This is a genomic window from Mucilaginibacter litoreus (assembly GCF_042676805.1).
GTDB lineage: Bacteria > Bacteroidota > Bacteroidia > Sphingobacteriales > Sphingobacteriaceae > Mucilaginibacter > Mucilaginibacter litoreus.
Genome location: NZ_JBHTHZ010000013.1, coordinates 342,520 through 367,082, shown reverse-complemented (window position 1 = coordinate 367,082; position 24,563 = coordinate 342,520). Strand labels below are relative to the sequence as shown.

Annotated in this window: 20 protein-coding genes and 1 tRNA gene; 4 read left to right on the top strand and 17 right to left on the bottom strand. The window is 42.7% G+C overall.

The window, feature by feature from the left end:
* Positions 1-40 precede the first annotated feature (40 nt).
* The 8 genes from ACFQZX_RS14970 to ACFQZX_RS14935 form a co-directional block, all read right to left on the bottom strand.
* Complete coding sequence (locus ACFQZX_RS14970) at positions 41-2,008, bottom strand: M1 family metallopeptidase (protein WP_377116816.1); 1,968 nt, start codon at positions 2,006-2,008, stop codon at positions 41-43.
* A gap of 139 nt (positions 2,009-2,147) precedes the next feature.
* Positions 2,148-2,492: a Spx/MgsR family RNA polymerase-binding regulatory protein gene (locus ACFQZX_RS14965; protein WP_377116814.1), complete on the bottom strand. Its 345-nt coding sequence runs from the start codon at positions 2,490-2,492 to the stop codon at positions 2,148-2,150.
* A 12-nt stretch (positions 2,493-2,504) separates the two neighbouring features.
* A complete protein-coding gene (locus tag ACFQZX_RS14960) occupies positions 2,505-4,901 on the bottom strand; it encodes a TonB-dependent receptor domain-containing protein (RefSeq protein ID WP_377116812.1) in 2,397 nt (798 codons plus the stop codon).
* Between the two features lie 88 nt (positions 4,902-4,989).
* Positions 4,990-5,550, bottom strand: a complete 561-nt coding sequence (gene pth / locus ACFQZX_RS14955; RefSeq protein ID WP_377116810.1) for an aminoacyl-tRNA hydrolase — start codon at positions 5,548-5,550, stop codon at positions 4,990-4,992.
* A gap of 50 nt (positions 5,551-5,600) precedes the next feature.
* Entirely contained in the window at positions 5,601-5,996 is a 396-nt protein-coding gene (locus tag ACFQZX_RS14950; RefSeq protein ID WP_377116808.1) for a four helix bundle protein, read from the bottom strand.
* A gap of 61 nt (positions 5,997-6,057) precedes the next feature.
* Positions 6,058-6,636: a 50S ribosomal protein L25/general stress protein Ctc gene (locus ACFQZX_RS14945; protein WP_377116806.1), complete on the bottom strand. Its 579-nt coding sequence runs from the start codon at positions 6,634-6,636 to the stop codon at positions 6,058-6,060.
* A gap of 95 nt (positions 6,637-6,731) precedes the next feature.
* Positions 6,732-7,676 (bottom strand): ribose-phosphate pyrophosphokinase, encoded by a 945-nt coding sequence (locus tag ACFQZX_RS14940; RefSeq protein ID WP_377116804.1) that lies wholly within the window; start codon positions 7,674-7,676, stop codon positions 6,732-6,734.
* A gap of 145 nt (positions 7,677-7,821) precedes the next feature.
* A tRNA-Gln gene (locus ACFQZX_RS14935) sits at positions 7,822-7,892 on the bottom strand.
* Positions 7,893-8,118: 226 nt separating this feature from the next.
* On the opposite strand from ACFQZX_RS14935, the gene ACFQZX_RS14930 reads away from it, so the two are divergent.
* Together ACFQZX_RS14930 and ACFQZX_RS14925 are read left to right on the top strand one after the other, a co-directional pair.
* Positions 8,119-11,268, top strand: coding sequence for a protein O-mannosyl-transferase family (locus ACFQZX_RS14930; protein WP_377116802.1), 3,150 nt, complete (start codon positions 8,119-8,121; stop codon positions 11,266-11,268).
* A 96-nt stretch (positions 11,269-11,364) separates the two neighbouring features.
* Entirely contained in the window at positions 11,365-12,741 is a 1,377-nt protein-coding gene (locus ACFQZX_RS14925) for a serine hydrolase (RefSeq protein ID WP_377116800.1), read from the top strand.
* 92 nt (positions 12,742-12,833) lie between these two features.
* On the opposite strand, the gene ACFQZX_RS14920 is transcribed toward ACFQZX_RS14925, so the two are convergent.
* The 8 genes from ACFQZX_RS14920 to ACFQZX_RS14885 form a co-directional block, all read right to left on the bottom strand.
* Complete coding sequence (locus ACFQZX_RS14920; RefSeq protein ID WP_377116798.1) at positions 12,834-13,790, bottom strand: acetyl-CoA carboxylase carboxyltransferase subunit alpha; 957 nt, start codon at positions 13,788-13,790, stop codon at positions 12,834-12,836.
* Between the two features lie 74 nt (positions 13,791-13,864).
* Complete coding sequence (locus ACFQZX_RS14915; protein WP_377116796.1) at positions 13,865-14,002, bottom strand: hypothetical protein; 138 nt, start codon at positions 14,000-14,002, stop codon at positions 13,865-13,867.
* A gap of 296 nt (positions 14,003-14,298) precedes the next feature.
* The gene (locus ACFQZX_RS14910; protein WP_377116794.1) at positions 14,299-15,756 is read right to left on the bottom strand and encodes a glycoside hydrolase family 30 protein; all 1,458 of its coding nucleotides are present in this window, start codon (positions 15,754-15,756) and stop codon (positions 14,299-14,301) included.
* 32 nt (positions 15,757-15,788) lie between these two features.
* Positions 15,789-16,529: a ThuA domain-containing protein gene (locus ACFQZX_RS14905; RefSeq protein WP_377116792.1), complete on the bottom strand. Its 741-nt coding sequence runs from the start codon at positions 16,527-16,529 to the stop codon at positions 15,789-15,791.
* A 159-nt stretch (positions 16,530-16,688) separates the two neighbouring features.
* Positions 16,689-17,078: a DUF3037 domain-containing protein gene (locus ACFQZX_RS14900; protein WP_377116790.1), complete on the bottom strand. Its 390-nt coding sequence runs from the start codon at positions 17,076-17,078 to the stop codon at positions 16,689-16,691.
* Positions 17,056-17,850 (bottom strand): HipA family kinase, encoded by a 795-nt coding sequence (locus ACFQZX_RS14895; protein WP_377116788.1) that lies wholly within the window; start codon positions 17,848-17,850, stop codon positions 17,056-17,058. Before ACFQZX_RS14895 ends, ACFQZX_RS14900 begins: the two co-directional genes overlap by 23 nt.
* 68 nt (positions 17,851-17,918) lie before the next feature.
* Positions 17,919-20,105, bottom strand: a complete 2,187-nt coding sequence (locus ACFQZX_RS14890) for a TonB-dependent receptor (protein WP_377116786.1) — start codon at positions 20,103-20,105, stop codon at positions 17,919-17,921.
* A 50-nt stretch (positions 20,106-20,155) separates the two neighbouring features.
* Positions 20,156-20,473 carry a hypothetical protein gene (locus ACFQZX_RS14885; protein ID WP_377116784.1) on the bottom strand — a complete coding sequence of 106 codons (318 nt, stop codon included), beginning with the start codon at positions 20,471-20,473 and terminating at the stop codon, positions 20,156-20,158.
* Between the two features lie 138 nt (positions 20,474-20,611).
* Between ACFQZX_RS14885 and ACFQZX_RS14880 the strand changes: the two genes are divergently transcribed.
* Complete coding sequence (locus ACFQZX_RS14880; protein ID WP_377116782.1) at positions 20,612-23,035, top strand: AsmA family protein; 2,424 nt, start codon at positions 20,612-20,614, stop codon at positions 23,033-23,035.
* Between the two features lie 14 nt (positions 23,036-23,049).
* Here the strand turns inward: ACFQZX_RS14880 and ACFQZX_RS14875 are convergent, their stop codons facing one another.
* Positions 23,050-23,505 carry a hypothetical protein gene (locus tag ACFQZX_RS14875; protein WP_377116780.1) on the bottom strand — a complete coding sequence of 152 codons (456 nt, stop codon included), beginning with the start codon at positions 23,503-23,505 and terminating at the stop codon, positions 23,050-23,052.
* 66 nt (positions 23,506-23,571) lie between these two features.
* On the opposite strand from ACFQZX_RS14875, the gene ACFQZX_RS14870 reads away from it, so the two are divergent.
* Complete coding sequence (locus tag ACFQZX_RS14870) at positions 23,572-24,561, top strand: hypothetical protein (RefSeq protein WP_377116778.1); 990 nt, start codon at positions 23,572-23,574, stop codon at positions 24,559-24,561.
* Positions 24,562-24,563 lie beyond the last annotated feature (2 nt).

Below are 24,563 nucleotides of genomic sequence, written 5' to 3'. Positions count from 1 at the left end.
ATTAAAAAAACCCGGCGTTAACCGGGTTTTAAGCTATTTCTTACTTTTTCCAAACATTATTGTCGGGATTATAATCTGGTGATGCCTTATCAGGATCAAAAATTACCGATTGTATTTCTTCGGTAGATGGGTATTTCACAATAAAGCTATTGTTACGCTCCCATATCTCAACCGGTAAATTTAGGCGACTAACTTTCCCGCTTACGGTTTTAATTTCAAGTGTTGTAGGGAAAGGCATCTTTTCAAGATTATCCAATGTGATCAACGCACCTTTTGAGGCATCGCCACCAACATATTTAACATCGCGTACACCTATATCCAACCTCCAGTTATTAGTAAACCAACCTCTCCAGAACCATTGCAGGCTCTCGCCACCAGCATTCTCCATGGTACGGAAAAAGTCGTCGGGAGTTGGGTGTTTAAATGCCCAACGGTTTATATAAGTACGAAAAGCAAAGTCAAAGCGCTCTGGCCCTAATATCTGCTCGCGCAGCATACTTAACCCTAAGCCGGGTTTAAAGTATAACAGGATGCCGTTGTTATTTTCCTTCAGGTTTTCGGGATTGCTCATTACAGGCTCAAACTCAGGCCTGGTTATATAAGCGCCTATCTTTTGTACATCCTGCTTTTTACCGGCGTATTCGCCATTATTAAAGTCTTTTGTACTTAAGGTATTAATAAAAGTGTTGAAACCTTCGTCCATCCAACCATAAAGGCGTTCGTTAGAGCCTACGATCATCGGGAACCAGGTATGGCCAAATTCATGATCATTTACTCCCCACAGATCACCTTTCTTGGCCCTGTAGCTGCAGAATACTATGCCAGGATACTCCATCCCTCCTACTACGCCGGCAACGGCTGTGGCAGCAGGATAAGGATATTCAAACCATTGTTTAGAGTTATATTCTATCGATTTTTTAACATATTCGGTAGAGCGGCCCCAGGCATCGTTACCATTGCTTTCTACCGGGTAGGCAGAAATTGCTGTAGATTTTTTTCCGCTTGGCAGGTTCATCTTTGCTGCATCAATTATAAAGGATGCAGAAGAAGCCCAGGAAGCATCACGGGCATTCTTTATTTTAAAGTGCCAGGTAAGCTCTTTTTTGCCAGCCGGGCGCGAGGCCGCGTTAGTCACCTCATCAGCCGAACGTATAATTACAGTTTGGTCACTTTTTTCGGCAGCCGCCCAACGCTTTACCTGTTCAGGAGTATAAACCTCTGCCGGGTTCTGCAATTCGCCTGATGCGACTACAATGTGATTTGCAGGCGCGGTAATATTCAGGTCAAAATCACCGTATTCCAGGTAAAACTCGCTTGGGCCTGTATAAGGTAACATGTTCCAACCCTGTACATCATCGTACACATACATACGCGGGTACCACTGTGCAACGGTATAAATTTTCCCGTTTTTAGTATCCTGGATACCTGTACGGTCTGATCCATAATTCGGAACTATGAATGAATATTCAATAGCAAGCTTTATTTGCCCGCCATTGGCTTCAACTCCCTGTGGCAGGAATATCTGCATACGGGTATCGTTAATGATGTACTTAACATCGGTACCGGCTCCTTTACCACCAACCAGCTTTACCGATTTGATGTTATATCCGCCTTGCGACATATCCCCACGGCCACCATTACGACTGCCTGATGGAGGAATGATAGCTGAACCGCGGGAACCGTTTTTGAATAAGTTTTGATCCAACTGCATCCACAAAAAATCCAGTTTTTGCGGGCTGTTGTTGGTATAGTTAAGTACCTCTGAGCCAACAACCTCATTGGTTTGGTCGTTCAGTTTGGCATTTAGTTGATAATCGGCACGGTTTTGCCAGTATTTTGGGCCTGGCTGCCCATCAGCCGCGCGAAACTCCGAACCATTTTTGGTATAAAAGAATGGGGCAAAAGCGTCATGATAGTTGTAGTTGCTTACAGGCGCCTGCTGAGCCAGGGCTGCACTGCCAATAGCCATAGCGGCTATAGTGCAACCGGCAATCAGTTTCAGTTTCATAATTTATTAATGATTTAGTAAAAACAATGAGCAAGTATACAAATTATAGATTTGAGTCTATTACGAAATTATTAAGTGTAATAATTAAGTTACCGGTTAATACTTAACCTGTTAGTGGATGTATCCGATGCTTACTTATTTACTTTAATTCCTTTTCATATACTTTCTCATCAAAGCCAAAAAAAAGGAAGCCGTCTTTTTCAATAACCGGGCGTTTGATCATGCTGGTCTTTTCTTGCAGCAGCTTTAATGCGTCATCTTTAGTTTTGATATTATCTTTAACAGCCGGATCGAGCTGCTTCCAGGTAAGCCCCTGCTTGTTCATAAATTTTTCATACCCGGCTTTTTCGTCCCACTCGTTAAGCTTATCAGCACTACCCCCCAGCTTTTTGAAGTCGTGAAATTCATAAGGCACATTGTTGGCCTTTAACCAGTCGAGCGCTTTCTTTACGGTATTACAGTTGGTTATTCCATATACTTTCATACCGCTAAAATATCAATTTCTGGCGCCTCCTGCAGAGTCGTCATTATTTATTCCACGCTGATTTTTTTTGATGGATGCACTTAAGCTGCCAAACTTGTAGTTAAAGCCAAGGCCAATAGACCGGAAATTTTGATAATTGTAAGAAAAGTTGTTAAAAGCATCTGTCTTTGTGTAATAGTCAAGCTTAATAAACTTGCTAAAAGGCCCGTTCACATACAATGATACACTTGCCTTTTTATCAAACAGTTCTTTGGAAGCGTTAAAGCCATAGCCCAGATAGTAATTATCTGTACCTTGTAATAACACGTATCGGCTATCAAACCCTACGTTTACGCCTACCCGGTAACCACTATCAAATTTATAGCTGCTATTAGTAAACACATGCCCCTGGAAACCACTGTTGGTAAAAAACTCGCCATTGAACGAGCCTTTAAGCCATATACGTAACAACTCTGAGTTAACATTTAAATTAAATTTCGGTGTTATAGGATAATTCCAGTTTACATCAAGCCCTAAGGTTTTATTTTTACCCACGTTGGCGTAGGTATTGGTAGTAACGGTACCTTCAACGCTTGACAGGCTTTGAATAGTGTTATTAGCAAAGGCGTAGTTCATACTGATATTTAGCGACCCTTTGGTAAAGTTGCCGTAGCTTATCTCAAAGTTGTTGTTCACTGCCGGCCTAAGGCCGGGGTTACCCCTACTGATGTACTTGGTGTTTGTGCTGTCAACAAACGGATTTAGCTGCCATATTCCCGGGCGTTGTATACGCTGGGTAAAGCCAAAGGTTAAACTGCTGTTTTTTAACGAGCGCTGCATCGAGAACGAGGGAACAACGTTAGTATATGATTGATCGAGATTGGTACTTGTAGAAGTAAAATTAGCGTTGATGTCCGTATGCTCATACCTGGCGCCGGCTTTAAAAGTCCACTTGGTTAGCTTGAGGGTATAAGAATTATAAACGCTGTAAACATCCTGCCGGTAATCGAAATCATTAGCCTGGCCGCTGTTATTCATGTAATCCTGACTGGCTTCATCATACAGATCGGTATGGAAAGTACTGAAATTTTTGCGGTTGATCATTTTACCGCCCGCCTCGATATTCAGCTTTTTTAACGGCTGCACATAGTCTAACTGGGTGGTATGCTCTTTTGTACCGGCGTTGTTTGATTGCCTGAAATCGGTTGTATTACCCGGACTAACCAAAGAGAGCGATTCGTTGCCGTTATCGCTATATTTATAAGACATAGTAAGCAACTGCTCTTTATTTTTTCTGAAACCTAACTGATAGTTCAGCCCAAAGTCGGCACCATGATATGCGCCATCACCGTTGTTAGTGGTTGTATAGCTGTTTGAAACATCGCCGGTAGTTTCTGTTGTGTATTGTGTAGAGCCATTGATATTAGTTCCACGGTAATAATTGAATGTACCGGTTAACAGGTTAAGGCTGTCGGCTTCAAAACTTAGCTCGGTACTTACATAGTTATTGTTGCCCTTGTTAAACCTGCTGCCGTTTTGTATAACGGTTGATGGCTGTAGTAAAAAATCAGTTTGTTTGTAAAAATCAGTGGGGCGCTTTGGCCGGCTGCCTGTACCCGCATAAGCATTTACGCCAAACTTCCCTTTTTTAACCGTAAGGTTTATGTTAGCGCGCGGTCCCCAAATGCTGTTATAGTTGGCATTTACCGAACCGTTATAGCCTTCATCGCCTTTCTTTTGTGTGATGATATTGATGATACCGGCCAAACCTTCAGCATCGTACTTGGCAGGTGGGGTTGTAATCACCTCTATCTTTACGATATTGGTGCCCGGCATGGCCTTCAATATATCGCTTGGGTTACGCGCCATTAGGGCCGACTCTTTGCCGTTTAACAGGATCTTATAGTTACCGCTTCCTCTGAGCTGTATATTGTCGTTTACATCAACAGAAAGCAAGGGCACTTTCCTTATCATGTCCAACGCAGTGAGGCTTTTAGCTTCAGGGTCCGCCTGTACATCATAACTCAGGCGATCAACCTCCTGTTTCATTAACGGCTTGGCAGCAATTATGGAAACCTCTTTTAATTGACTATGAGTGGGCGCCATAAGCACACGGCCAATATCAAACACCTTTTTATCACCGCTTATATTAAACGTTTTACTACTGTATCCCATAAACACCAGCGAGAGTTTATAGGCTTTTGGAGCTACACCTGCGAGTTCAAAAGTACCATCATCCTTACTAAGCATGCTTTTAACCGGCGCATTGGTAGCGGCATCACTCAGCGCAACGGTAACGAAACCCAATGGTTTATTAACAGCCGAGTCGATAATCAACCCTTTAATAATGATATTATGAGAAACAGTTTGCCCAAAAGAAGTTATTGTGATAAGCAGACAGCTCATGGCCGCCAGAAGGAGTTTGTTCATTTAATAGTTTAGGTACAAGACACGCAAACCGGCGTTTACGTTGCACCAAAGAAACGCAAAAAAGCGTTCCAGCTACGTAACAAAGCTATTACTTGTTAAACTTGGTCATGGTAAGTTCGGTACCCACTGTAACGAAGCTCTTGATCATCTCTATTGAACGCTCTATTAAGGCTGGTAATTCAGGTTTTTCATCGTCGTCGAAGCCGCTTAATACGTAATCTACCTGCCGGCCTTTTGGAAAATTATCGCTGATGCCAAAACGCAGGCGGGCATATTCATTATTACCAAGTATAGCCTCAATATTTTTTAAACCGTTATGCCCGGCCGCACTGCCTTTGGGTTTAAGGCGCAGTGTACCTAACGGTAATGCCAGATCATCAACAATAACCAGCACATTCTGAACAGGGATTTTTAATTCCTTCATCCAGTGGTTAAGGGCTTTGCCACTAAGGTTCATGTAGGTGGTAGGTTTAATGAGGTGCAGGCTGCGGCCTTTATAGCTAACTTCGGTATAATAGGCCAAACGCATATTATAAAACCTGGCGTTTTCCTGTTTGGCGTATTCATCCAGCACCATAAACCCTATGTTATGGCGCGTATCCGCATACTCCGGTCCTATGTTGCCTAAACCAACGATTAAGTATTTCATTTGGAGAGCAAAGATAAAAGACGCAATGACAAAAGAGGAATGATTGACCTTTACAGATTATAAATACTGTTACTAAATGCAGTTATTTGCTTTTGCAGTAATTGAGTACGTGAAATTAACTCCTGAAGTTTCTCATGAGTAGCCAACTCACATTCCTCGGCAATGATAAGCTGAGTCTCTAATTCAAATGCGGATCCTAAGCTTATGGTTAAAAAATGACTAAACTCTTTACTGGATTTTCTTGCTGTGCCTTCAGCAATGTTTGAAGGAATAGAAACAGCTGATCTGTAAAGTTGGCTCGAAATTCCAAACTTGTGTTCATTAGTAAATTTTTGAGTAAGCGCATAAATATCTTTAGCTAATGCCACTGAGTCAATCCAAATTCTTAACTGTCTGAAATTGTGCTTCAACATGAATAAAATTATCTTTTGTCCTTGCTCATTCAATCTTTAATCATAAAAAAAGCGACGGTTTCCCGTCGCTTTTTAAAGTTATCAAAGCAAAATATTACTTGCCTTTTCCTTCTTGTTCTGCCTGGCGCAATGCACGTGAAGTAGTAACAGATACAATAGTATCTTCCTGCGCGTTAGTTATAGTAAGGTTAGGTACTTTAACGTCAGCAACACGTACTGATTTACCAACTTCAAGCTCTTCAATGCTCACTTCAATGTTATCCAAGTGATCTTTTGGAAGGGCTTTAACACGTAGCTTACGTAATTTCTGCACTAATTTACCACCCACTTTAACACCAGGAGATGTACCGGTTAATTTAACAGGGATCTCAATAGTTACTGGTTTGTTTTCGTCAAGCTCTAAAAAGTCGATGTGTAAAAGCTGTTCAGTTAACGGGTGGAACTGAGCATCTTTAATAATAGCCTGAGTTGTTTTACCGGCAACTTCAATGTCGATGAAATGAACAACCGGAGTATAAATCACGGCTCTCAAATCAGCTGCGGACACTGCAAAGTGGGTCTGGGTAGCACCACCGTAAAGTACTGCAGGCACTAAGCCCTGGTAACGCAGTTCTTTAGCGTCTCTTTTCCCTACGTTCTCTCTTGGAGAACCGCTAATAGCAATTGATTTCATTTTTTATTATTTGTATTCAAGCCATATCAACATGATATGGATATTTTAAATCTTATTAATGCTATGGACTATCAGCCATAGACTATCGACCCTGATTAATCTACCTTGAACAACTGGCTTATTGAGCCGTGCTCATTTACATTCATTATCGCTTTAGCAAACAGATCAGCAGTTGATAATACTTTTATCTTACTACTTTCCTGTTTAAGCGGGATGGTATCGGTAACTATCAGTTCTGTCAGGGCCGAATTCTCAATGGTTTCATACGCTTTGCCAGATAATACCGGGTGCGTACAAACAGCCCTCACTGATCTTGCTCCTCGCTCCATGATCAGGCCTGCTGCTTTGGCCAAGGTACCTGCCGTATCGCAAATGTCATCAATCAATACAATATCCTGGTCGGTAACATCACCAATAACGGTCATGCTTTCAATCTCGTTGGCACGCTTGCGGCGCTTATCGCAAATCACCACCTCTGCATTAAAATACTTGGCAAAGTTACGTGCCCTGTATGAACCACCCATATCCGGCGATGCGATGGTAAGGTTTTCCAAACCAAGGCTTTTTATATAGGGCACAAATATGATCGATGCATCCAAATGGTCTACCGGCACATCAAAAAATGCCTGTATCTGGGCTGCATGCAAATCCATTGTCATGATACGGTGAATGCCTGCCGCCACCAATAAATTAGCTACCAGCTTTGAGCCGATAGCCACGCGTGGCTTGTCTTTCCTATCTTGCCTTGCCAAGCCAAAATAAGGAATAACGGCTGTTATATAATGTGCAGACGCGCGACGGGCTGCATCTATCATCATTAACAGTTCCATTAAATTATCAGTAGGCTGGTGGGTTGATTGTATTAAAAAGACGTCGCATCCGCGGATCGACTCATCAAAATGGGGCTGGTACTCACCATCGCTAAAACGCGATATAGCTACCTGGCCCAATTCCTTTCCGTAAGAATCGGCTATCGCTTTGGCAATAGCGGCAGACCCTGAACCGGCAAATAGCTTAACTGTATTAAACTGTAAAGGCATCCTGATTTATGGTTTAAGATTTACGATTTTAGATGTGCTCCTTGTCTTAATCTTGTACATTAACCCTTAAAAAAATTTCGGATTTCTAACCTCCCGCTGAAACCTTTGTTTCAAAACGAAAGATCTGAAATCCGAACTTCTTAAGTTGCCCGACCAGGATTCGAACCTAGACAAACGGTACCAAAAACCGTCGTACTACCATTATACTATCAGGCAATCTCCTTTGGTTTGTAAGCCTCCCCGAAAAGGAATGCAAATATAAGACGAAATTTTACAAGTCAAAAGCAAAATTCAAAAAAAGTTAAGGCTGATAAAGTAACTACCTCATTATCCGTTAAAAAATGTTAAGGTTTTAGCTTTTAAATTATATGCCACCTATATATCGTAATGTTTTTACTAATTTCGGCTGCTTAAAAACCAGTTGCATCTGTAATCATCAGCAATGAACTATAATAAAATAAACAATATTTTCGGCTGGGCAGCCGGCATTGTTGCTACATTAACTTACATTTTAACCCTTGAGCCCTCTACCAGTTTTTGGGATTGCGGCGAATTTATAGCTTGTATATACCGCTTGCAGGTAGCGCACCAACCCGGCGCACCCTTATTTACCATGATTGGCAAAGTGTTCTCGCTGTTATCTATGGGGGATAATACAAAGGTTGCTTATTTTACCAATTTAGCATCAGCACTGGCCAGCGGGGCAACAATCTTATTTTTATTCTGGACCATTACCGCGCTTGCCAAAAAACTGATTGTAAAAGCAGGTGAGGAAATAGATACTACAAAAACCTTACTGATCATTGGCGCCGGTCTGGTTGGGGCGCTGGCTTATACCTGGTCTGATACATTCTGGTTTTCGGCTGTTGAGTCGGAAGTATACGCGCAATCATCACTTTGTACCGCCATAGTTTTCTGGGCAATTTTAAAATGGGAAGCCCATGCAGATGAGCCGCGTGCTGATAAATGGATCATTTTCATAGCCTATATCATGGGCCTTTCAATAGGTATCCACCTGTTGAATTTGCTTGTGATTCCGGCCATAGCACTGGTGATCTACTTCCGCAGATCTAACAACGTTACCACCAAAGGCACTATCTGGTATTTTATATTAGGATGTGTTACAGTGGCCATTATATTATGGGGGGTTATACAATTCACAGTTAAGGGCGCGGCCTTTTCTGATCTGTTTTTTGTGAATACCCTGGGTATGGGCTTTAATACAGGCGCTATCATATTTTATCTACTGGTTGTAGCTGCACTGGCTTTTGGCATCATTTACACTATAAATGCCAATACCATGTATTTATGGATAGCTGTTGTATGTTTTGTACTATTATTAGGCTTTAGCGCAGGCATTATCGGGCTGATAGCCGGCATAGCCCTATTAGCTATATCAGAGTATGTATTAAAGGTGCGAAAACAACGTGCAATACTTAACCAGGTGCTTACTTGTGCGGTGTTCATTTTATTTGGGTACAGCTCTTTTGTGATGATAGTTATACGTGCAAAAGCAGGCACCAATCTGAATAACAGCGACCCTGAAGACGCCTTTGCCTTGAACAGCTATTTAAACCGCGACCAATACGGTGATACGCCATTGCTATACGGCGAATACTTCGACTCGCAGGTTACCGACCAAACTAACGGTGCAGTTATTTATCGCCGTGGCGATACCAAGTACGAGCAGGCCGGCCACAAGCTGAACACTGTTTATGATAGGAACACACTGTTCCCTCGCATGTTTAGCCAAAAGCCTAACCACCCGGAATTTTACCGCATGTGGACTAACCTTAGCCCTGAGGAGCACCCCACCATGGCTACCAATCTTGGCTTTTTTGCCAGCTGGCAGGTTACCCAGATGTATACCCGCTATTTTTTATGGAATTTTGTTGGCCGTGCGAATGATATGGATGGCCAAACCAACCAAGGCCCCGATGGCAGCTGGATAAGCGGCTTTAACTTTGGTAAGGAATTGCCTACCAGCGTTACCGAAAGCAAATCGTATAACCGGCTTTACTTTTTACCGCTTATTATAGGTTTATGCGGAGTGGTGTACCACTTCAGGCGTAACCAGCGCGATGCAGGTGTGGTGACTGTTTTATTCTTTTTTACCGGCCTGGCCATTGTACTTTACCTTAACCAGGATCCATTACAGCCACGCGAGCGTGACTATGCCTATGCAGGGTCGTTTTATGCATTCGCTATCTGGATTGGCCTGGGTGTATTATTTATTGCCGATGTTTTAAGTAAAAAAATCAATGCAAAAACAAGTGCCATTATTGCTACTGTTGCCTGCTTGCTTGCTGCACCTGTATTGATGGCCAGCCAGGAATGGGATGATCATGACCGTTCTACCAAGCTTACCCCGCATGATATGGCCTATAACTATCTAAACTCATGCGCGCCAAATGCTATCCTGTTTACTTATGCAGATAACGATACTTACCCGCTATGGTATGTTCAGGAGGTTGAGGGCGTAAGGCCGGATGTGCGTATTGTTAACCTGAGTTTACTGGGGACAGACTGGTATATACGCCAGATGAAAACTAAAATGAACGAATCGGCACCGTTGCCTATCACCATGGATAACAATAAATTCAAGGCAGGCGTACGGGATATTATTCCTTTTAACGATGCCAAAGTTGAGGGTCCGATTGAATTGAAAGAAGTATTTGATTTTGTTACATCTGATAACCCGGCCTCAATGGTCACTTATCAAAGCGGCGAAAACACCAACTACCTGCCTACTAAAAACTTTAAGTTAACAGTAAATGCCGATGACGTAATAAAATCGGGCACTGTACCTGCGGATAAGAAAAACCTGATAGCGCCGCAGATGGACTGGACTTACCCGGGCAGGTATGTAACCAAGGATAACCTGGCTATGATGGATATCATTGCTCATAACAACTGGAAACGCCCTATCTATTTTGCTACAACAGTACCAAGTGACAATATGCTTGGTTTAGATAAGTATCTGTACAGCGAAGGTTTCTCTTACCGCCTGATGCCGTTTACACCTGATACTACGCATGCATCGCAGGAGAACAGCAATACGCTGATCATGTATAACAACATGGTTAACAAATATAGATACGGCAATTTTAAAACTGCTAAATACCTTGATCATGAGTCGATAACGCTGTTTTATCCATTGGTTACCCGTTTATTTTCAACCCTTGCAGATAACTTGTTGAGAGAAGGCCACCAGGACCTGGCAAAAAATGCGCTGAAAAAATATGATCAGCAAATGCCGGAGGAAATTACCTTATCTGAAGTAGCCATCCGAAAATTTTACATGGTTGAAACAGCGTATAAACTGGGCGAAACCGCGTTTGCTAACAAAACAACCACACAAATTGATAATTATGTGGCCGATCAGCTTAAGTTTAATTATACCCTTTACCAGCAAAGCGACCCGGCGCTTAACGGACGCGAAGTTCAGTTAGGGCTTTCGCTGCTGAACAGCCTGGATGGGCTTACCAAAGAGTATAAGCAAAATGCACTAAACGCTAAGATCAGCGCTCAACTAAAAGAATACAGCGCCAAATTTGGCAGCATGCTACAGCAACAACAACAGGGGCAGTAATTGATAGCTATTCATATTTTAAAAGCGGCTTTATGTAAAAGCCGCTTTTTTTATGCCCTGATGTAACAAACCGGTTTTGGCACAATCATATTCGATATGAAACACTGCTACCTTACTCTTATCCTATTACTTGCTGCAACAGTTACTTACGCACAAAACAAAGCTACGCTGATTGATACCATGCTGCACAGAACAAACCGGCTTGGGTTGTTCAAGGGCAATGTAATGGTAGTTGATAAAGGCAAAGTAATTTACAAAGCACCTATCGGTTTCACGGATGCATCTGAAACGCAACCGTTAACTACCGATTACCGCTTTCATATTGGTTCTATCGCAAAGGAATTTAATGCTGTTGGCATAATGTTGCTTAAAGAGGAAGGCAAGCTTGATCTTGATGATAAAGTTTCAAAATACCTTCCCCAACTGCCCAATTGGGCTGAAAAGATAAGTATCAGAAACTTATTGCAATATACCAGCGGCCTGCCCGATGTAAACTGGAAAACAGTAAGAGGCGATGCAGATAACATGGCCGACCTGATGAAACTAACCACCCTTGATTTTGAATCAGGAACACATTATGCTTATAACAACAATAATGTTTTTTTACAGCGCCGCATCATCGAGAAAATATCAGGCATGCCTTTCAATAAGTTTGTTGAAAGTAAGCTGTTGAAACCTGCCGGCATGAGCAACTCATTGGTAGACCCGGATGATTACACACCGTTAATGGCAAAGTCTTATGACAACAACCGTAAACAAGGTGCTCTGATCTACCCCATAACCGGCTGGACAGTTGTTACACTGGATGACTTTTATAAATGGGAACTGGCGCTGGAAAACTTCAAACTGATCAGTCCGGCATCAACACAAATTTTGGTTACACCTTTTTCTCCGGGAAAGCAATGCGGTTTAGGCGGCGGCACTATGCAAGGCAATCAACTGGTTTTTCATAAGCATGATGGCATCAGCGTACAATACCAGGCGTTACTGGTAGGCAACAAGCCAAAAGGCCGGATGGTTATCTTAATGTCTAATAACAAACAGAATAATATATTTGATATAGATAACGCAATAGAAGACATCCTCGATGGCAAGCCTTATGTTCAACCTAAAAAATCAATCCTTAAGGATTTTCAAAAGCAGATAGATACGCTTAGCGGTCACCAGATTCTGGCACTATACCATAAGCTTAAGCAAACCAATCCGGATGAATATGGCTTTAGTAATGAGACGACGCTTAATGAGATAGGTTATTCATTAATGAATGCTAAAAATATTGATGCGGCGATAACAGTTTTCGAGTATAATACTACTCTTTTTCCTCAGTCGGGCAATGTGTTTGATAGCCTGGGTGAGGCCTACTTGAACAAAGGTGACAAAGCAAAGGCGCTGGCTAATTACAAACGTTCCTTACAACTCGACCCAAATAACAGCACGGCTAAGTCTGTGATAGAGAAACTGGAGGTTAAATAAAGCGATTCATAAGAAAATCGTTATGAGTAACTCGCCTAAACAACAAAAGCGGCTATCGGCCGCTTTTGTTGTTTAATTATTTTGATAACATCTTAATCCTCTATTACCACTCCCATATTGCAGAACTTATCAATACGCTCTGCAACCAGTTCATCAATATTGCGCTCGCCGAGTGTCTTAAGGTCTTTAAGCAATTGCTTTTTCAGGATAGCAGCCATCGCTACCGGGTCCTGATGTGCACCCCCAAGAGGTTCTTTAATTACTCCGTCGATCAGTTTATTCTTAAACATTTCTGTAGAGGTCAGCTTCAGCATTTCTGCCGCACGCTCCTTTTGCTCCCATGTTTTAAACAGAATTGTAGAGCAGTTTTCCGGAGAGATTACCGAGTACCAGGAATTATCCAGCATCAATACCCTGTCGCCTATGCCAATACCCAAAGCTCCACCTGATGCGCCTTCGCCTATAATAACGCATATAACAGGTACTTTTAGCACAGCCATTTCCAGCAAATTGCGGGCAATAGCTTCGCCCTGTCCGCGCTCTTCGGCTTCAAGGCCCGGATAGGCTCCCGGTGTGTCAATTAAGGTGATAACTGGCTTGTTAAATTTTTCAGCCATTTTCATCAGCCTTAAAGCTTTGCGGTAACCTTCTGGGTTAGCCATACCGAAGTTGCGGTATTGGCGCTCCTTAGTATTACGGCCTTTCTGGTGACCTATAAACATGGCTGTTTGCCCGTTCATGGTACCAAACCCGCCTATAATGGCCTTATCATCTCCTACAGTACGATCGCCATGCAACTCGATGAAATCATCGCACATCAGCTCAAGATACTGTAAGGTATAAGGCCTTTCAGGATGACGCGATATCTGTACTTTTTGCCATCCGGTAAGGTTGGTGTATATTTCTTTTTTGGCTTGCTCCAGTTTAGCCTCCAATTCAGCTATAGTGGCAGACATGTCGAGTTTGTTTTTTTCCTCAACTTGTTTCACCTTTTCTATCTGCCCCTGTATCTCTGCCAGTGGTTTTTCAAAATCAAATGTAATCTTCATACAATTTTCCCGCCGCTAAATTAAATAATTCAAACGGCATATTGTTTAATTATCATTTTTTCAATCCCTGCAATTTATTTAACTGCAGTGCAGTAAGCAATGTGCGTGTTTAAGATGGCATTACTTAACTCGCCCAGGTATAACCCATAACGGTTACTATAGTATATAATAACACCTTCGTTCACTTTGTTTGTACAAATAAAGCGTCTCATACGCTATTTTTGATAAATCTATTGTGATAAGGGTTTTTCAAAGCCTTTAACTTCATCGTGTTCACGAACACACATGCGAACACAGTGAACACTCGTAAAACAATCATGATCAGGCACTTGATATAAGTGGTGACAGAACACTGTCACCAACCTTATTACAACAACCTGGTTCTTAATAATTACACAACGTGCTTAGGCCAAGCCGCTATGATAATGGTTGGATAGATGACCAAATCAAAAACGCCCCGGTATTGCCGGGGCGTTTTTGATTATGAAATTTTATCAACATTCATTCACTAATTAACTATCAATGTAGCTATTGAATGCGGCTCGCTAACAGTTTTGGCTGCCTGCCCTTTTATCCAGATGCTGTAATCTATCTTTTCATCTGTACGGTTCATTACCACAACGGCTATTTTACCATCGGGATTAAGGTAAGCCGTGCTCAACAGTTTGTCCCTGCTGGCTACACTGGCAATGCGCCTTGCCCCCGGCTGTATAAATTTTGAAAAATGCCCTATATAATAGTAAGAGTTGGTATACAGCAGTTGCCCGGTACGTGTATCGGCATGTACGGGTGCAAAACAAAAGTTGCCTACATGGTTAGGGCCGCCTTTCTCGTCAAGCAAAACGTTCCAGTCTGTCCAGGCTACTGTACCGGCGTTAAAATCATTTATCATAGAAAGGCCGTAACGCTCACCCAGGCTCCAGTCGTTAATGCGGTTAAAATCAAATTTCTCTATACATCCTTCGGTAAATATGAGGTTCTTATCAGGAAAGGCATCATGCGTTATACGCAGGCTTTCAAAGTTTTGCCCCGCGCCTGTCCATGTTTCATACCAGTGGAAACCGATACCCCAAACGTATTTGGCCGCCGCCGGATCTTCCAGTATTGTACTTGCACGCTGATAAAGCAGATCACGGTTATGGTCCCAAACAATCAGTTTTTTTGCTCCAAGGCCATTCTTTTGTAACGTTGGCCCTAAAAAGTTCTTTACAAAGTCACGTTCTTCTTCGGCAGTGTAATTACATGACTCCCATGTTTGTGTAGCCATAGGCTCGTTTTGTACCGATAGGCCCCATACAGGCATGCCCAAAGCTTCATAAGTTTTAATGAACTTTACATAAAAGTTAGCCCAGCTTTGCGCGTATTCGGGCTTAAGTTTGCCGCCGTGTAAAACATCGTTATTGGTTTTCATGAAAGCCGGCGGGCTCCAGGGCGAAACAAACATAGGCAGTTTGCCGCCTGCTGCCCGGGTAACTGCCTTTATAAACGGTATACGGTACTTTTTATCATGGCTTACATCAAAAGTCGACAGGTTTTTATCATTATTACTTACATAACTATAGCTTTCGCTGCTAAAGTCAGTGCTTTGTATGCTGGTACGGGCAAATGTGTAGCCTATTCCAGTCTGCTTGTTATAATAGGCATTCAAAAACTCCTGTTGTTTATCTTTAGGCAGTTTATAAAAGGTTTCGGCTGCGGCATCTGTTAATGCACCGCCTATGCCTATCATTGCCTGGAACTTTCTTTCCGGGTCTACAAACACCACTGTTTCCGTTTCGGGTGGTTGTGCTTCTGTAACAAATTTTAATTCGCCGGATGGCGCTAATCGCTTGTCCGAGCCCTTTTCGGTTACAAATAATTTAGCGGTTTTATTAACAGCAGAGTAGGGTTGCTTTGTAATGGCAGCCTGGCCAAAAGCCAGGGCAGACATAAGCAACAGATTACCTAATAATAATCCAGTTTTCATGTTAAATGCAGTTTTCAGGTATGTAGCTTGTTTTATTTTGTTGCACCGCCAAGCCAAAAGAGCGCATCCAGTATCAATTTGTCCTCAACCTCGTTATCAAATGTATGGGAGAGGTCTTTATTGGTTTTGTTTTCGTAGTCGATATCGTTATGGCCCATGTTCAGGTAGATCATGCGGTATTTTTTATTGGTCCATACCACAGGATAGTAACCGCTATGCCAAATCTCGTTTTGTTTAGGGCCGGTGCCTAACGGATAGCTGAGTGAATCTATCGAAACCAGCACATCTATATCCGGGTTCTTTTTAAGATCGTTTTGCCAGCGGTACCATTCGTTTGGTGAGGCTTTAAAGTTCACCGGCATGTTTCGGGTAGCTGGGTGCATACGGTCCTCTACTTTCATTACCGCAGATGTTGGCCTCCAGGTATTGCTGCCATACTGGCCCGATCCTAAAAATTCGTTGTGGTACCAATCCCAGTTTGATGGCACGGCAGATTGGTTGAGCGCGAAGGCTGCAAAGTGAAATCCCATCCATGCGCCGCCATTTCGCATATAGCGTTCAAATGCCGCCCGTTGCTTGGCACCTTCCGGCCGGGTATCTAAAAATATCACCACCTGGTAACGTGATAAAAACTTATCGTTCATGTTTTGCCAGTTACCGGTTGAATCGTAACTGAAATTATACCGCTTAGCGGCCTGCTCAAACCATTTGTTCGCCTCATGCAAAAAGCTGATGTGTCCCTGATCTTCTTTACCGGTGTAAAAACCAATCACCCGGAATTTAGGGTTGATGCTTTTTGTCTTTTGGCCGTAAGCAAATTGACACAGGCAAATACACATCAAACAGAAAAAAATAAACCGCTTGGTAAAAGATATAAGCATGAGGTATTAATGTTGGTTTAAATTTAAAATTACGAAATTTTAGTTCCGATATCAATCCTGCAGCACCAGTTGCTGGTACAACCGATCAACCACATCTTCGCCGCTTGTACAAAAGCCGGGATGCACTTTTGAAGTTTGCACTACGGTGCTCCGTGTTGCCGTAAGCCACCTGAAGCGCGATGGAGCATCCAGTTCGCCAATAGGGCCGCCATCAATGCCCCCATTGCAAATACGCTGAAAAGATTGAAGGTTTTTTTCGATAGTATCTATATCCAGATCCTTCGAAAAAGCCAGCAATCTTTGTCTGTCTATATGGTACCGCATCTTCAAAAACTTCTGCCTGGCGCAATAAACAATTACCCCCACATTAATAAACTCCTCGCGTTCTACCCTGGGCACAACACGTACAACGGCATACTCAAATAAGTGCTTGTCTTGCATTTTGTGCTTCCTTTACAAAAATAGCTGAGTTTGCGATCCGGGTGTTCAAGAACCGGGTATATACTTTGCGCTGATCATCGGCTGTTTCAAAAGAACGATCGGTAAGCCAGTCATCAGGAATGATAGCTACAATGGCCTCTATCAACTCCGTCGTCAGTATCGCTTTAAAGTCCGCATCAATATTATCCAGCTCAGCAGCGCGTTTTAACAGTACATGGTCTTTTATCTGCACAAAAGGCCGTATAGCCTGCTCTTCCCAATTATCCATGCTGTGATGGAAATACAGTGCCGCCCCATGGTCAATCAGCCAGAGTTCCTGGTGCCATATCAGCATATTGGTATTGCGTGCGGTGCGGTCTACATTGGTTAACAAGGCATCCAGCCATACAATCTGCGAAGCCAGCTTTTCATCAACTGTAGTTACCGTTGGATCAAAAGTTATGGCGCCCGATAAATAATGAAGCGCCAGGTTAAGCCCTACGCTAAACTTCAGGAGGTCCTGAATCTCTTCGTCGGCCTCGGTACGTCCAAAGGCTTCGTCGAGGTTCACAAAAACAAGCTCCGGTATTTTTAATCCAAGTTTCCGGGCTATCTCGCCACCAATCAACTCAGCGATCAGGGCTTTTGGCCCCTGCCCTGCCCCCCTGAATTTCAGCACATATAAAAAGTTGTCGTCTGCCTCGGCAATGGCCGGCAACGACCCTCCTTCGCGCAGTGGCGTTACATAACGGGTAACGTTAACGGTACGTAATTGCGGAGATAATTTGTTCATAAACTTTATGCGGCTAATATAGGAAATGTTTAAACGGCTTAGGGCTTGCAATTAACCGGTGCTGTTTGTTAAAGTTTAAACTTTATACCGCCATTTACCACAAAGCCGTCCAGCGGAGCGTATATATCCCTGAAAACAGGGTCAGTTATACTACCGGTGTAAATGGTATCAAAACGGGTTTGCCTGGTATCCGTCAGGTTTTCAAAATTGATAAATAAAGAGACCCGGCTCCATATCCTTTCGGCCATAAAGCCCGTTGTCCAATAAGCTTTGCCGGTTGAACCATCGTTCAGTTTTTGCCTGCTAAAGTAATAAGCCTCTGCTCCTATTTTCCACTTACCTTCAAGCTCATACATCAGTACATTGTTAATGCGGTGTTTTGATACCAGCGGGTAAGCGCTTATTACATCAAGCGTATGCTGGCTTACATCTGCATAAGTATAGCCAACAAATAGCTTGAAATTGTTATACCCCAGCTTTATGTTTGTTTCCATACCCTTGGTATTTAAATCGCCGCGGGGTTGCTGATATTGTAACTTATTGTTACCGGCAAGCTGCATTAATAGGATAGGGTTATTGATGCGGGTATAAAAAAACATGTGGTTGATGCTGAAGCTTACATTATTATCAAATAAAGCGGCCCGGTAATTAATATCCAAATTGGTACCGTAAGACCGCTCTGCCTTACTAACTGAAGCATCTATCGGGAGCACATTCCTGAATTGTATACGCTCGGCGTCTTCCGTAAAAACGTTTGGCGCCTTATAGCCTAACCCGCCACCTATACGGGTGGAAACTTTATCGCTGATTTTCCATAAAGCTGATAAACGCGGCAAAAAGAAAAAACCATATTGGTTATGATGGTCGGCGCGTAAACCAGATTCAAGTATGAACTTCCTTGATACATCCCAGGTGTTTTGTACAAATGCACCAATAACAGCGTGGTCATAATTGCGTAAGGGAAATTCACTGTTCCTATCTTCCCGAAAGTTATCGGTTATATAATTTATGCCGGTAATCCATTCCAGTTGTTGTTTTTTGAGCAGGTAATTCGCTTCGCTATAAGTAGATAGCTGCCTGCCGGAGAAACGGTAATCGGGCAGCGTTATGGAACGGTCAAACAGCCCTACGCTGTTTTTTATAGTTAGCCTGCTGCTTGTATCTGTTTGATAAGTAAGTTGTGCCTGTGTGCTGTACCTGCCCGTTCTGTTTTTCTCAAAATAGGTATGCTGTGCGTCGACCTTACCTTCAATGTAATGCAGATCGCCGCCAATGCGGTTCTCTGTAGTAGCATTAATGCCAATGTTAAGGGTGGTTGCATCATTGAGATACACATACAGCTTAGGGTTAAGCGTAAACCGGTTGAAACGAGGGATGGCGGTCAAATCGATATCGGCAGGGTCGTAGGCCGAGCCATGATTATAAGCCGCATAAACGGTGGCACCTGTTTTACCATATTTTTGCGCGTAAAAGCTGCTGGCATCCAGGCCGCCGGCCGATGTTCCGTTTAGTAAGAAGTTAAGCGACCTTTCATCTGTCGGCGTTTTTGAAACCAGGTTGACCAGGCCTGCTATGGCACCGCCCCCATAAAGTGTAGACGAAGAACCTTTGATCACCTCTACCTGTTTCAGATCTAAAGGAGCGGTTTGCAAAAGCCCCAACCCACCGGAGAAGCCCGAGTACAGCGGGAAACCATCCCTGATGATCTGCGTGTATTTACCATCAAGCCCCTGGATGCGTATACTGGAGTTTCCGCTGGTTGCGGATGTTTGCTGGGTTTGTATCCCGGTGCTTTCTGCCAACAACATGCGGATGTCGCCAGGTTTCATGTTTCCTTTTTCGTCAAGCTCCTCCCCGCTGATCACTTCTACCCTTGTTGGAATATTGGCAATGGTGCGACTGCTGCGTGTGGCAGCGATGGTAACCCCCTGCAATTCGCCTTCCTCGTCTTCTTTTATAGTCAGGAGAATAACCGGTACGTTTGTTTGGGTTACAGGGAACTGCAAGGTATCATTCCTGGTAATATATCCCAGGTATGAATATTTGATAATAACACGGCCATCGGGTACATTATTAAGTGTAATAAGTCCTGTTGAATCGGCCATGGCGCCAATGGCTGTATCTATAATCTGCGCTGTAGCGCCGGCCAAGGGCTGCTGCGTTTTAGCATCTTTTACTAAAGCGCTGAAAGTATTTTGCGAATAAGCAAAAGTGGTATATAAAAGTGCTGCCAGCAGCACATAAATTTTTTTCATGCATGTATAATATTAAGTTAACAAATAATTTGCCCATAAGGGCTTATAAGTTAACCTAACTGTGGCGGTTGCCAGATGGAGAGCGAAACCTTGGGTAATGACGGTTCCTGATAAGGCAGGTAAAGTTTTTCTGTATGCTGTTCGATGAGTAAATTGGTTATTATTACTTGTTTGTTAACAATAAAACCAACACAGCTGCCGCAGGAAAAGAATGGCGAACAGCCGGGGCATTTATCTTTTTCTGTTGATCTGCCGGCAGACTGATCGTTTTTTACAACTCCTTCGCCATTACATTGCTTATCAGCGCAGCAGGGCCTTGCCGAGAGCATAATAATGCATATTGAGAATATGATGCAAAGTAATTTCACGCCCAAAGATATTTATAAATTGAATATTACAGGCTTGTAATTACAATTAATTCACCCTCATATTTCGCTTGTTCTTAACCATTCTGTTACAATTCAAACAAATGGCAACATTCTTGTATTAAGTTGTAAAAGAATTAAATGCCGAAGTGGTTTAAAATTACGCTGAAAGTTATAGGCGTACTTGTTTTATTATTTATACTGACTATTGTAGGTGTTACCATGTACATATCCTTTAACAAGGCCAAGGTACTTAAAATGGTAAACGAGCAGCTTGATAAAAGCGTTGACGGCACCCTGGTTATTGGTGATATGAAGCCAAATTTTTTCCGTGGCTTGCCTGATGTATCCCTTTCACTTCAAAATGTACTGGTTCGTGATAAGAACTTTAACAAGCACAAGCATACATTGCTTAATGCTAAAAATTTCGACATTTCTTTAAATACGCTGGCATTGTTTAAAGGAACGATTGATATTAATCATATTACCATTAACAATGCTTCAATAGATCTTTTTACCGATAGCACAGGCTACAGCAACACGTCTGTTTTTAAAAAGGATAATAAAAAGGTTAAAGACAACCCATCAGAAAGCAGCTCGGCTACACAGCTTAAAAACTTCAGCCTGAATAATGTGAACTTTACTGTGGATAACAGGAAAGCCAATAAGCTTTTCAACTTCGCCGTTAAAAGCCTTAATGGCAACATCGCTTATCCGGACAGCGGCTGGCATGCCAGCTTCAAATTAAATGTTCTTGCAAAGAGCATGGCTTTTAACACCCTTAAAGGCAGCTTTATTGAAAACAAACAGTTAGAGGGCGATTTTTCTGCCGGATACAATGAGGACAACGGCAATGTTAGTGTTAAAGTTGCCCCGCTCAACATCGGCGGCGATCCATTTAATGTAAATGCTGTTTTCCGTACAAAAAAGGAACCTACCGACTTTAGCATCAATCTATCGGCCCCGCAACTGCTATGGCGGCATGCATCAAACCTGCTGGCGGCCAATATTCAGAAATCATTGAACATGTTTAACCTTGACAAGCCTATCGCGGTTAGCGCGAGTATCAATGGCAGTTTTGGTGGCGGCGGCGACCCTTTGCTGTTTGTAACGGCTAAAGTGCAAAATAACAAACTTACTACACCGGGTGGTGTTATTGAGAACTGTTCATTTAACGGGTCATTTACCAATAATTACATTAAGGGTAAGGAGATTGGCGACGAAAACTCTATCATCAAACTAACTGCTTTTAAAGGCACTTATAATCATTTGCCTTTCACCATTGATACCGGTAGTGTGATTAACTTAAGCAAACCCATTGCGACCGGTAACTTCAAGTCGAGCTTTCCGGCTGCCGACCTGAACTGGTTCTTGCAGGATGATGTGGCCAAATTCAGCAATGGCTCCGCGGATATTAACTTACGGTACCGTGCCGATGTGGTAGACTATAAAATAAACAAGCCGTTTGTAAACGGGTCCATTAATCTGCGCAACACCGATTTTTATTACCTGCCCCGTAAGCTGAAATTAAAAAACTCGTCCTTTTCGTTGAATTTCGTAAAAAACGATCTGATATTAAATAATATCCGTGTGCAAAGCGGCCGCAGTATAGTAACTATGGAAGGCCGGGTAAATAACTTCCTGAACCTATACTACGACGCGCCCGAGAAGATCTTGCTTACCTGGCAAATACGCAGCCCGCAATTATACTTAGGGGAATTTCTGGGCTTTTTAGGGCAGCGCAAGGCAGCGCCAACAGCCAAACGCCGTGGCAACGACGCCAATTTTATAGATCAGCTGGCTACCGCCCTTGACAAGGGCCGAGCCGAAATGCACATGCAGGTAAATAAGGTGTACTATAAGAAATTCCTGGCTACTGATACACGTGCCGACCTGCTGACCACCGAAGATGGTATCATTATAAAAAATGTTGGCTTAAAAACCGCCGGCGGATCGCTCAGCATGAACGGGCGTTTGGTACAGGGTAATAATCTGAACCGTTTTGCCATCAATACCACCATAGTACATGTTAACATGCGCGAATTTTTTACCGCATTTAACAACTTTGGCCTGCAGGATTTTACTTCCGAAAACCTGAAAGGCTACTTATCTGCCAAAACCAATATAACCGGTGGCATTACCGATGCCGGCGACCTGGTGCCCAAATCTATAAAGGGTAATCTTGATTTAAGTTTACGGGACGCTGCTTTACTTAACTTTCATCCGCTTATTGGCGTAGGAAAGTTTGTATTCCCTTTCCGCGACCTGAAAAACATTATGATACCCAAGCTGGACGGGCATTTTGTAGTAAATGGTGATATGATAACTATTAAACCTTTGCAGGTAAGCTCAAGCGTATTGAATGTGGATGTAGCCGGCGTTTACGGCATGACAAAAGGTACCGATATAGCGCTGGACATTCCTTTGCGTAACCCGAAAGACGATTTTAAGATTGAAGATCCCGAGGAACGTAAAAAGAAGCGCTATAAAGGCATTGTAGTACACATTCGCGCGCATGAAGAAAAGGGCAAAATGAAAATTGGCTGGAACAAAAACCATAAGTAGCAGCCATTACCTGCTTACAATATTTTTTTACAAACGGCTACAAGCGTTTCCCCGTCATATATCAGCAGGTTGCCATGTTCATCAATTTTGTAAATTTCTGATGGTGAGTGTACGCCAACATACTTGTCTCCGTGTTTAACAATCTCAGACGCTGAAGCGGTTATCGGCGGAGCATCATTAAGCGTAAGCTCTTTACCGGTAAATGTTATGGCCTGTATGTAAACCTTATGCCCCTTGCTTACTACCTCATAAGCTATATCTTTACCATCATCGGTTTTTATAGCTTCATCATGCCAGGCACCTACCAAATGGCCTGTATCTATAGCGGCAACCGGTGCTTGCGCTGCTGCTGATGGTTTGGCAACAGCTGGGGTGTCTGCCTGCTTCTTAGCCTGCTCATTATTACCGCACGATGAAACACTTATTACAGCGATAAACCCAACTATAAGAACACTTACTAACTTCTTCATATCACAAATCAAAGTGCCAAAGATACAAATCCCACAGGTATCAATTATTTTTTATCTTAGTGACGTATGAAAAGCACCCTAAACCTTTTTAAACCGCTATTGATATTTTTTGCTGCAATAACATTTTTTAGCTGCAGCACAGAAACCGGCATCTGGAGAAAAGAACAAATTAAAGATGGCCAGCGTGACGAACTACACAATTTAACCGGCAAAATATTTAAAGCCATACTTACAAAAGACGACAGGACTTTTAGCAACTACCTGTCTAAAGAAATGTTGAGCGGCTACTATTATAACAAATTATCGTCGCAGGTATATGACCAGCTGATGAGGGACAGCCTTGTATTGTTCGACGAATTTTATGTATTGAACAAATACCTCAATGCTGATACTATTACCGTAAAGAACGGAAATAACAGCTATAAGCTTATCTATAACGGCGACCCGCAGGAAATGTATATCGCCATGTACCTGCCTAAAAAAAAATTGCCCGACCAGTACTTAACAACCCTTGTTTATGGCAACTTTGATTACGGCTGGAAACTTAAGGACATTAACGTAACTCCGTACAAAATAAACAGCAAAACCGCCCCGGAGCTGTACCAGCAGGCCACGGATGATTATACCCGCGGTAATGTATTTGCGGCGGCGAATACTATGCAACTGGCCAGAAGTTGCTCAAGGCCCAACTCATACTGGCAATATGATAATGAGACCGATTTGTACAACTTTGCTGCAAAGGTAAGCAATGAGGTTAACACCACTTACCATTTTCCCTTAAAGGTTGAGGCGGTAAAAAGCGGCCCATCAATATTCAGGATATATAATAACACTTATAATGAAGGGACTTTCCCTAACGTGTGCTATATCACAAAACTTAGCCTTACAGATACCGCCGCACTTGTTAAGGAGAATAAATCTATACGCGGTGTAATCAACAGCTTACTGCCCGGGATTGAAAGCGGTACTCCGTACATTGTATATTCCGCCTTTAACAAAATGCCAAGTTACAGCGAGGCTGTGCCGCATTATGAATTTAAAATAAAGCTGCACTGATA

Excerpts from the sequence above, each read along its gene's own strand:
- ACFQZX_RS14970 (WP_377116816.1), bottom strand. The coding sequence starts at position 2,008 with ATGAAACTGAAACTGATTGCCGGTTGCACTATAGCCGCTATGGCTATT.
- ACFQZX_RS14965 (WP_377116814.1), bottom strand. The coding sequence starts at position 2,492 with ATGAAAGTATATGGAATAACCAACTGTAATACCGTAAAGAAAGCGCTC.
- ACFQZX_RS14960 (WP_377116812.1), bottom strand. The coding sequence starts at position 4,901 with ATGAACAAACTCCTTCTGGCGGCCATGAGCTGTCTGCTTATCACAATA.
- pth (WP_377116810.1), bottom strand. The coding sequence starts at position 5,550 with ATGAAATACTTAATCGTTGGTTTAGGCAACATAGGACCGGAGTATGCG.
- ACFQZX_RS14945 (WP_377116806.1), bottom strand. The coding sequence starts at position 6,636 with ATGAAATCAATTGCTATTAGCGGTTCTCCAAGAGAGAACGTAGGGAAA.
- ACFQZX_RS14940 (WP_377116804.1), bottom strand. The coding sequence starts at position 7,676 with ATGCCTTTACAGTTTAATACAGTTAAGCTATTTGCCGGTTCAGGGTCT.
- ACFQZX_RS14930 (WP_377116802.1), top strand. The coding sequence starts at position 8,119 with ATGAACTATAATAAAATAAACAATATTTTCGGCTGGGCAGCCGGCATT.
- ACFQZX_RS14925 (WP_377116800.1), top strand. The coding sequence starts at position 11,365 with ATGAAACACTGCTACCTTACTCTTATCCTATTACTTGCTGCAACAGTT.
- ACFQZX_RS14920 (WP_377116798.1), bottom strand. The coding sequence starts at position 13,790 with ATGAAGATTACATTTGATTTTGAAAAACCACTGGCAGAGATACAGGGG.
- ACFQZX_RS14915 (WP_377116796.1), bottom strand. The coding sequence starts at position 14,002 with ATGAGACGCTTTATTTGTACAAACAAAGTGAACGAAGGTGTTATTATA.
- ACFQZX_RS14910 (WP_377116794.1), bottom strand. The coding sequence starts at position 15,756 with ATGAAAACTGGATTATTATTAGGTAATCTGTTGCTTATGTCTGCCCTG.
- ACFQZX_RS14900 (WP_377116790.1), bottom strand. The coding sequence starts at position 17,078 with ATGCAAGACAAGCACTTATTTGAGTATGCCGTTGTACGTGTTGTGCCC.
- ACFQZX_RS14895 (WP_377116788.1), bottom strand. The coding sequence starts at position 17,850 with ATGAACAAATTATCTCCGCAATTACGTACCGTTAACGTTACCCGTTAT.
- ACFQZX_RS14890 (WP_377116786.1), bottom strand. The coding sequence starts at position 20,105 with ATGAAAAAAATTTATGTGCTGCTGGCAGCACTTTTATATACCACTTTT.
- ACFQZX_RS14880 (WP_377116782.1), top strand. The coding sequence starts at position 20,612 with ATGCCGAAGTGGTTTAAAATTACGCTGAAAGTTATAGGCGTACTTGTT.
- ACFQZX_RS14875 (WP_377116780.1), bottom strand. The coding sequence starts at position 23,505 with ATGAAGAAGTTAGTAAGTGTTCTTATAGTTGGGTTTATCGCTGTAATA.
- ACFQZX_RS14870 (WP_377116778.1), top strand. The coding sequence starts at position 23,572 with ATGAAAAGCACCCTAAACCTTTTTAAACCGCTATTGATATTTTTTGCT.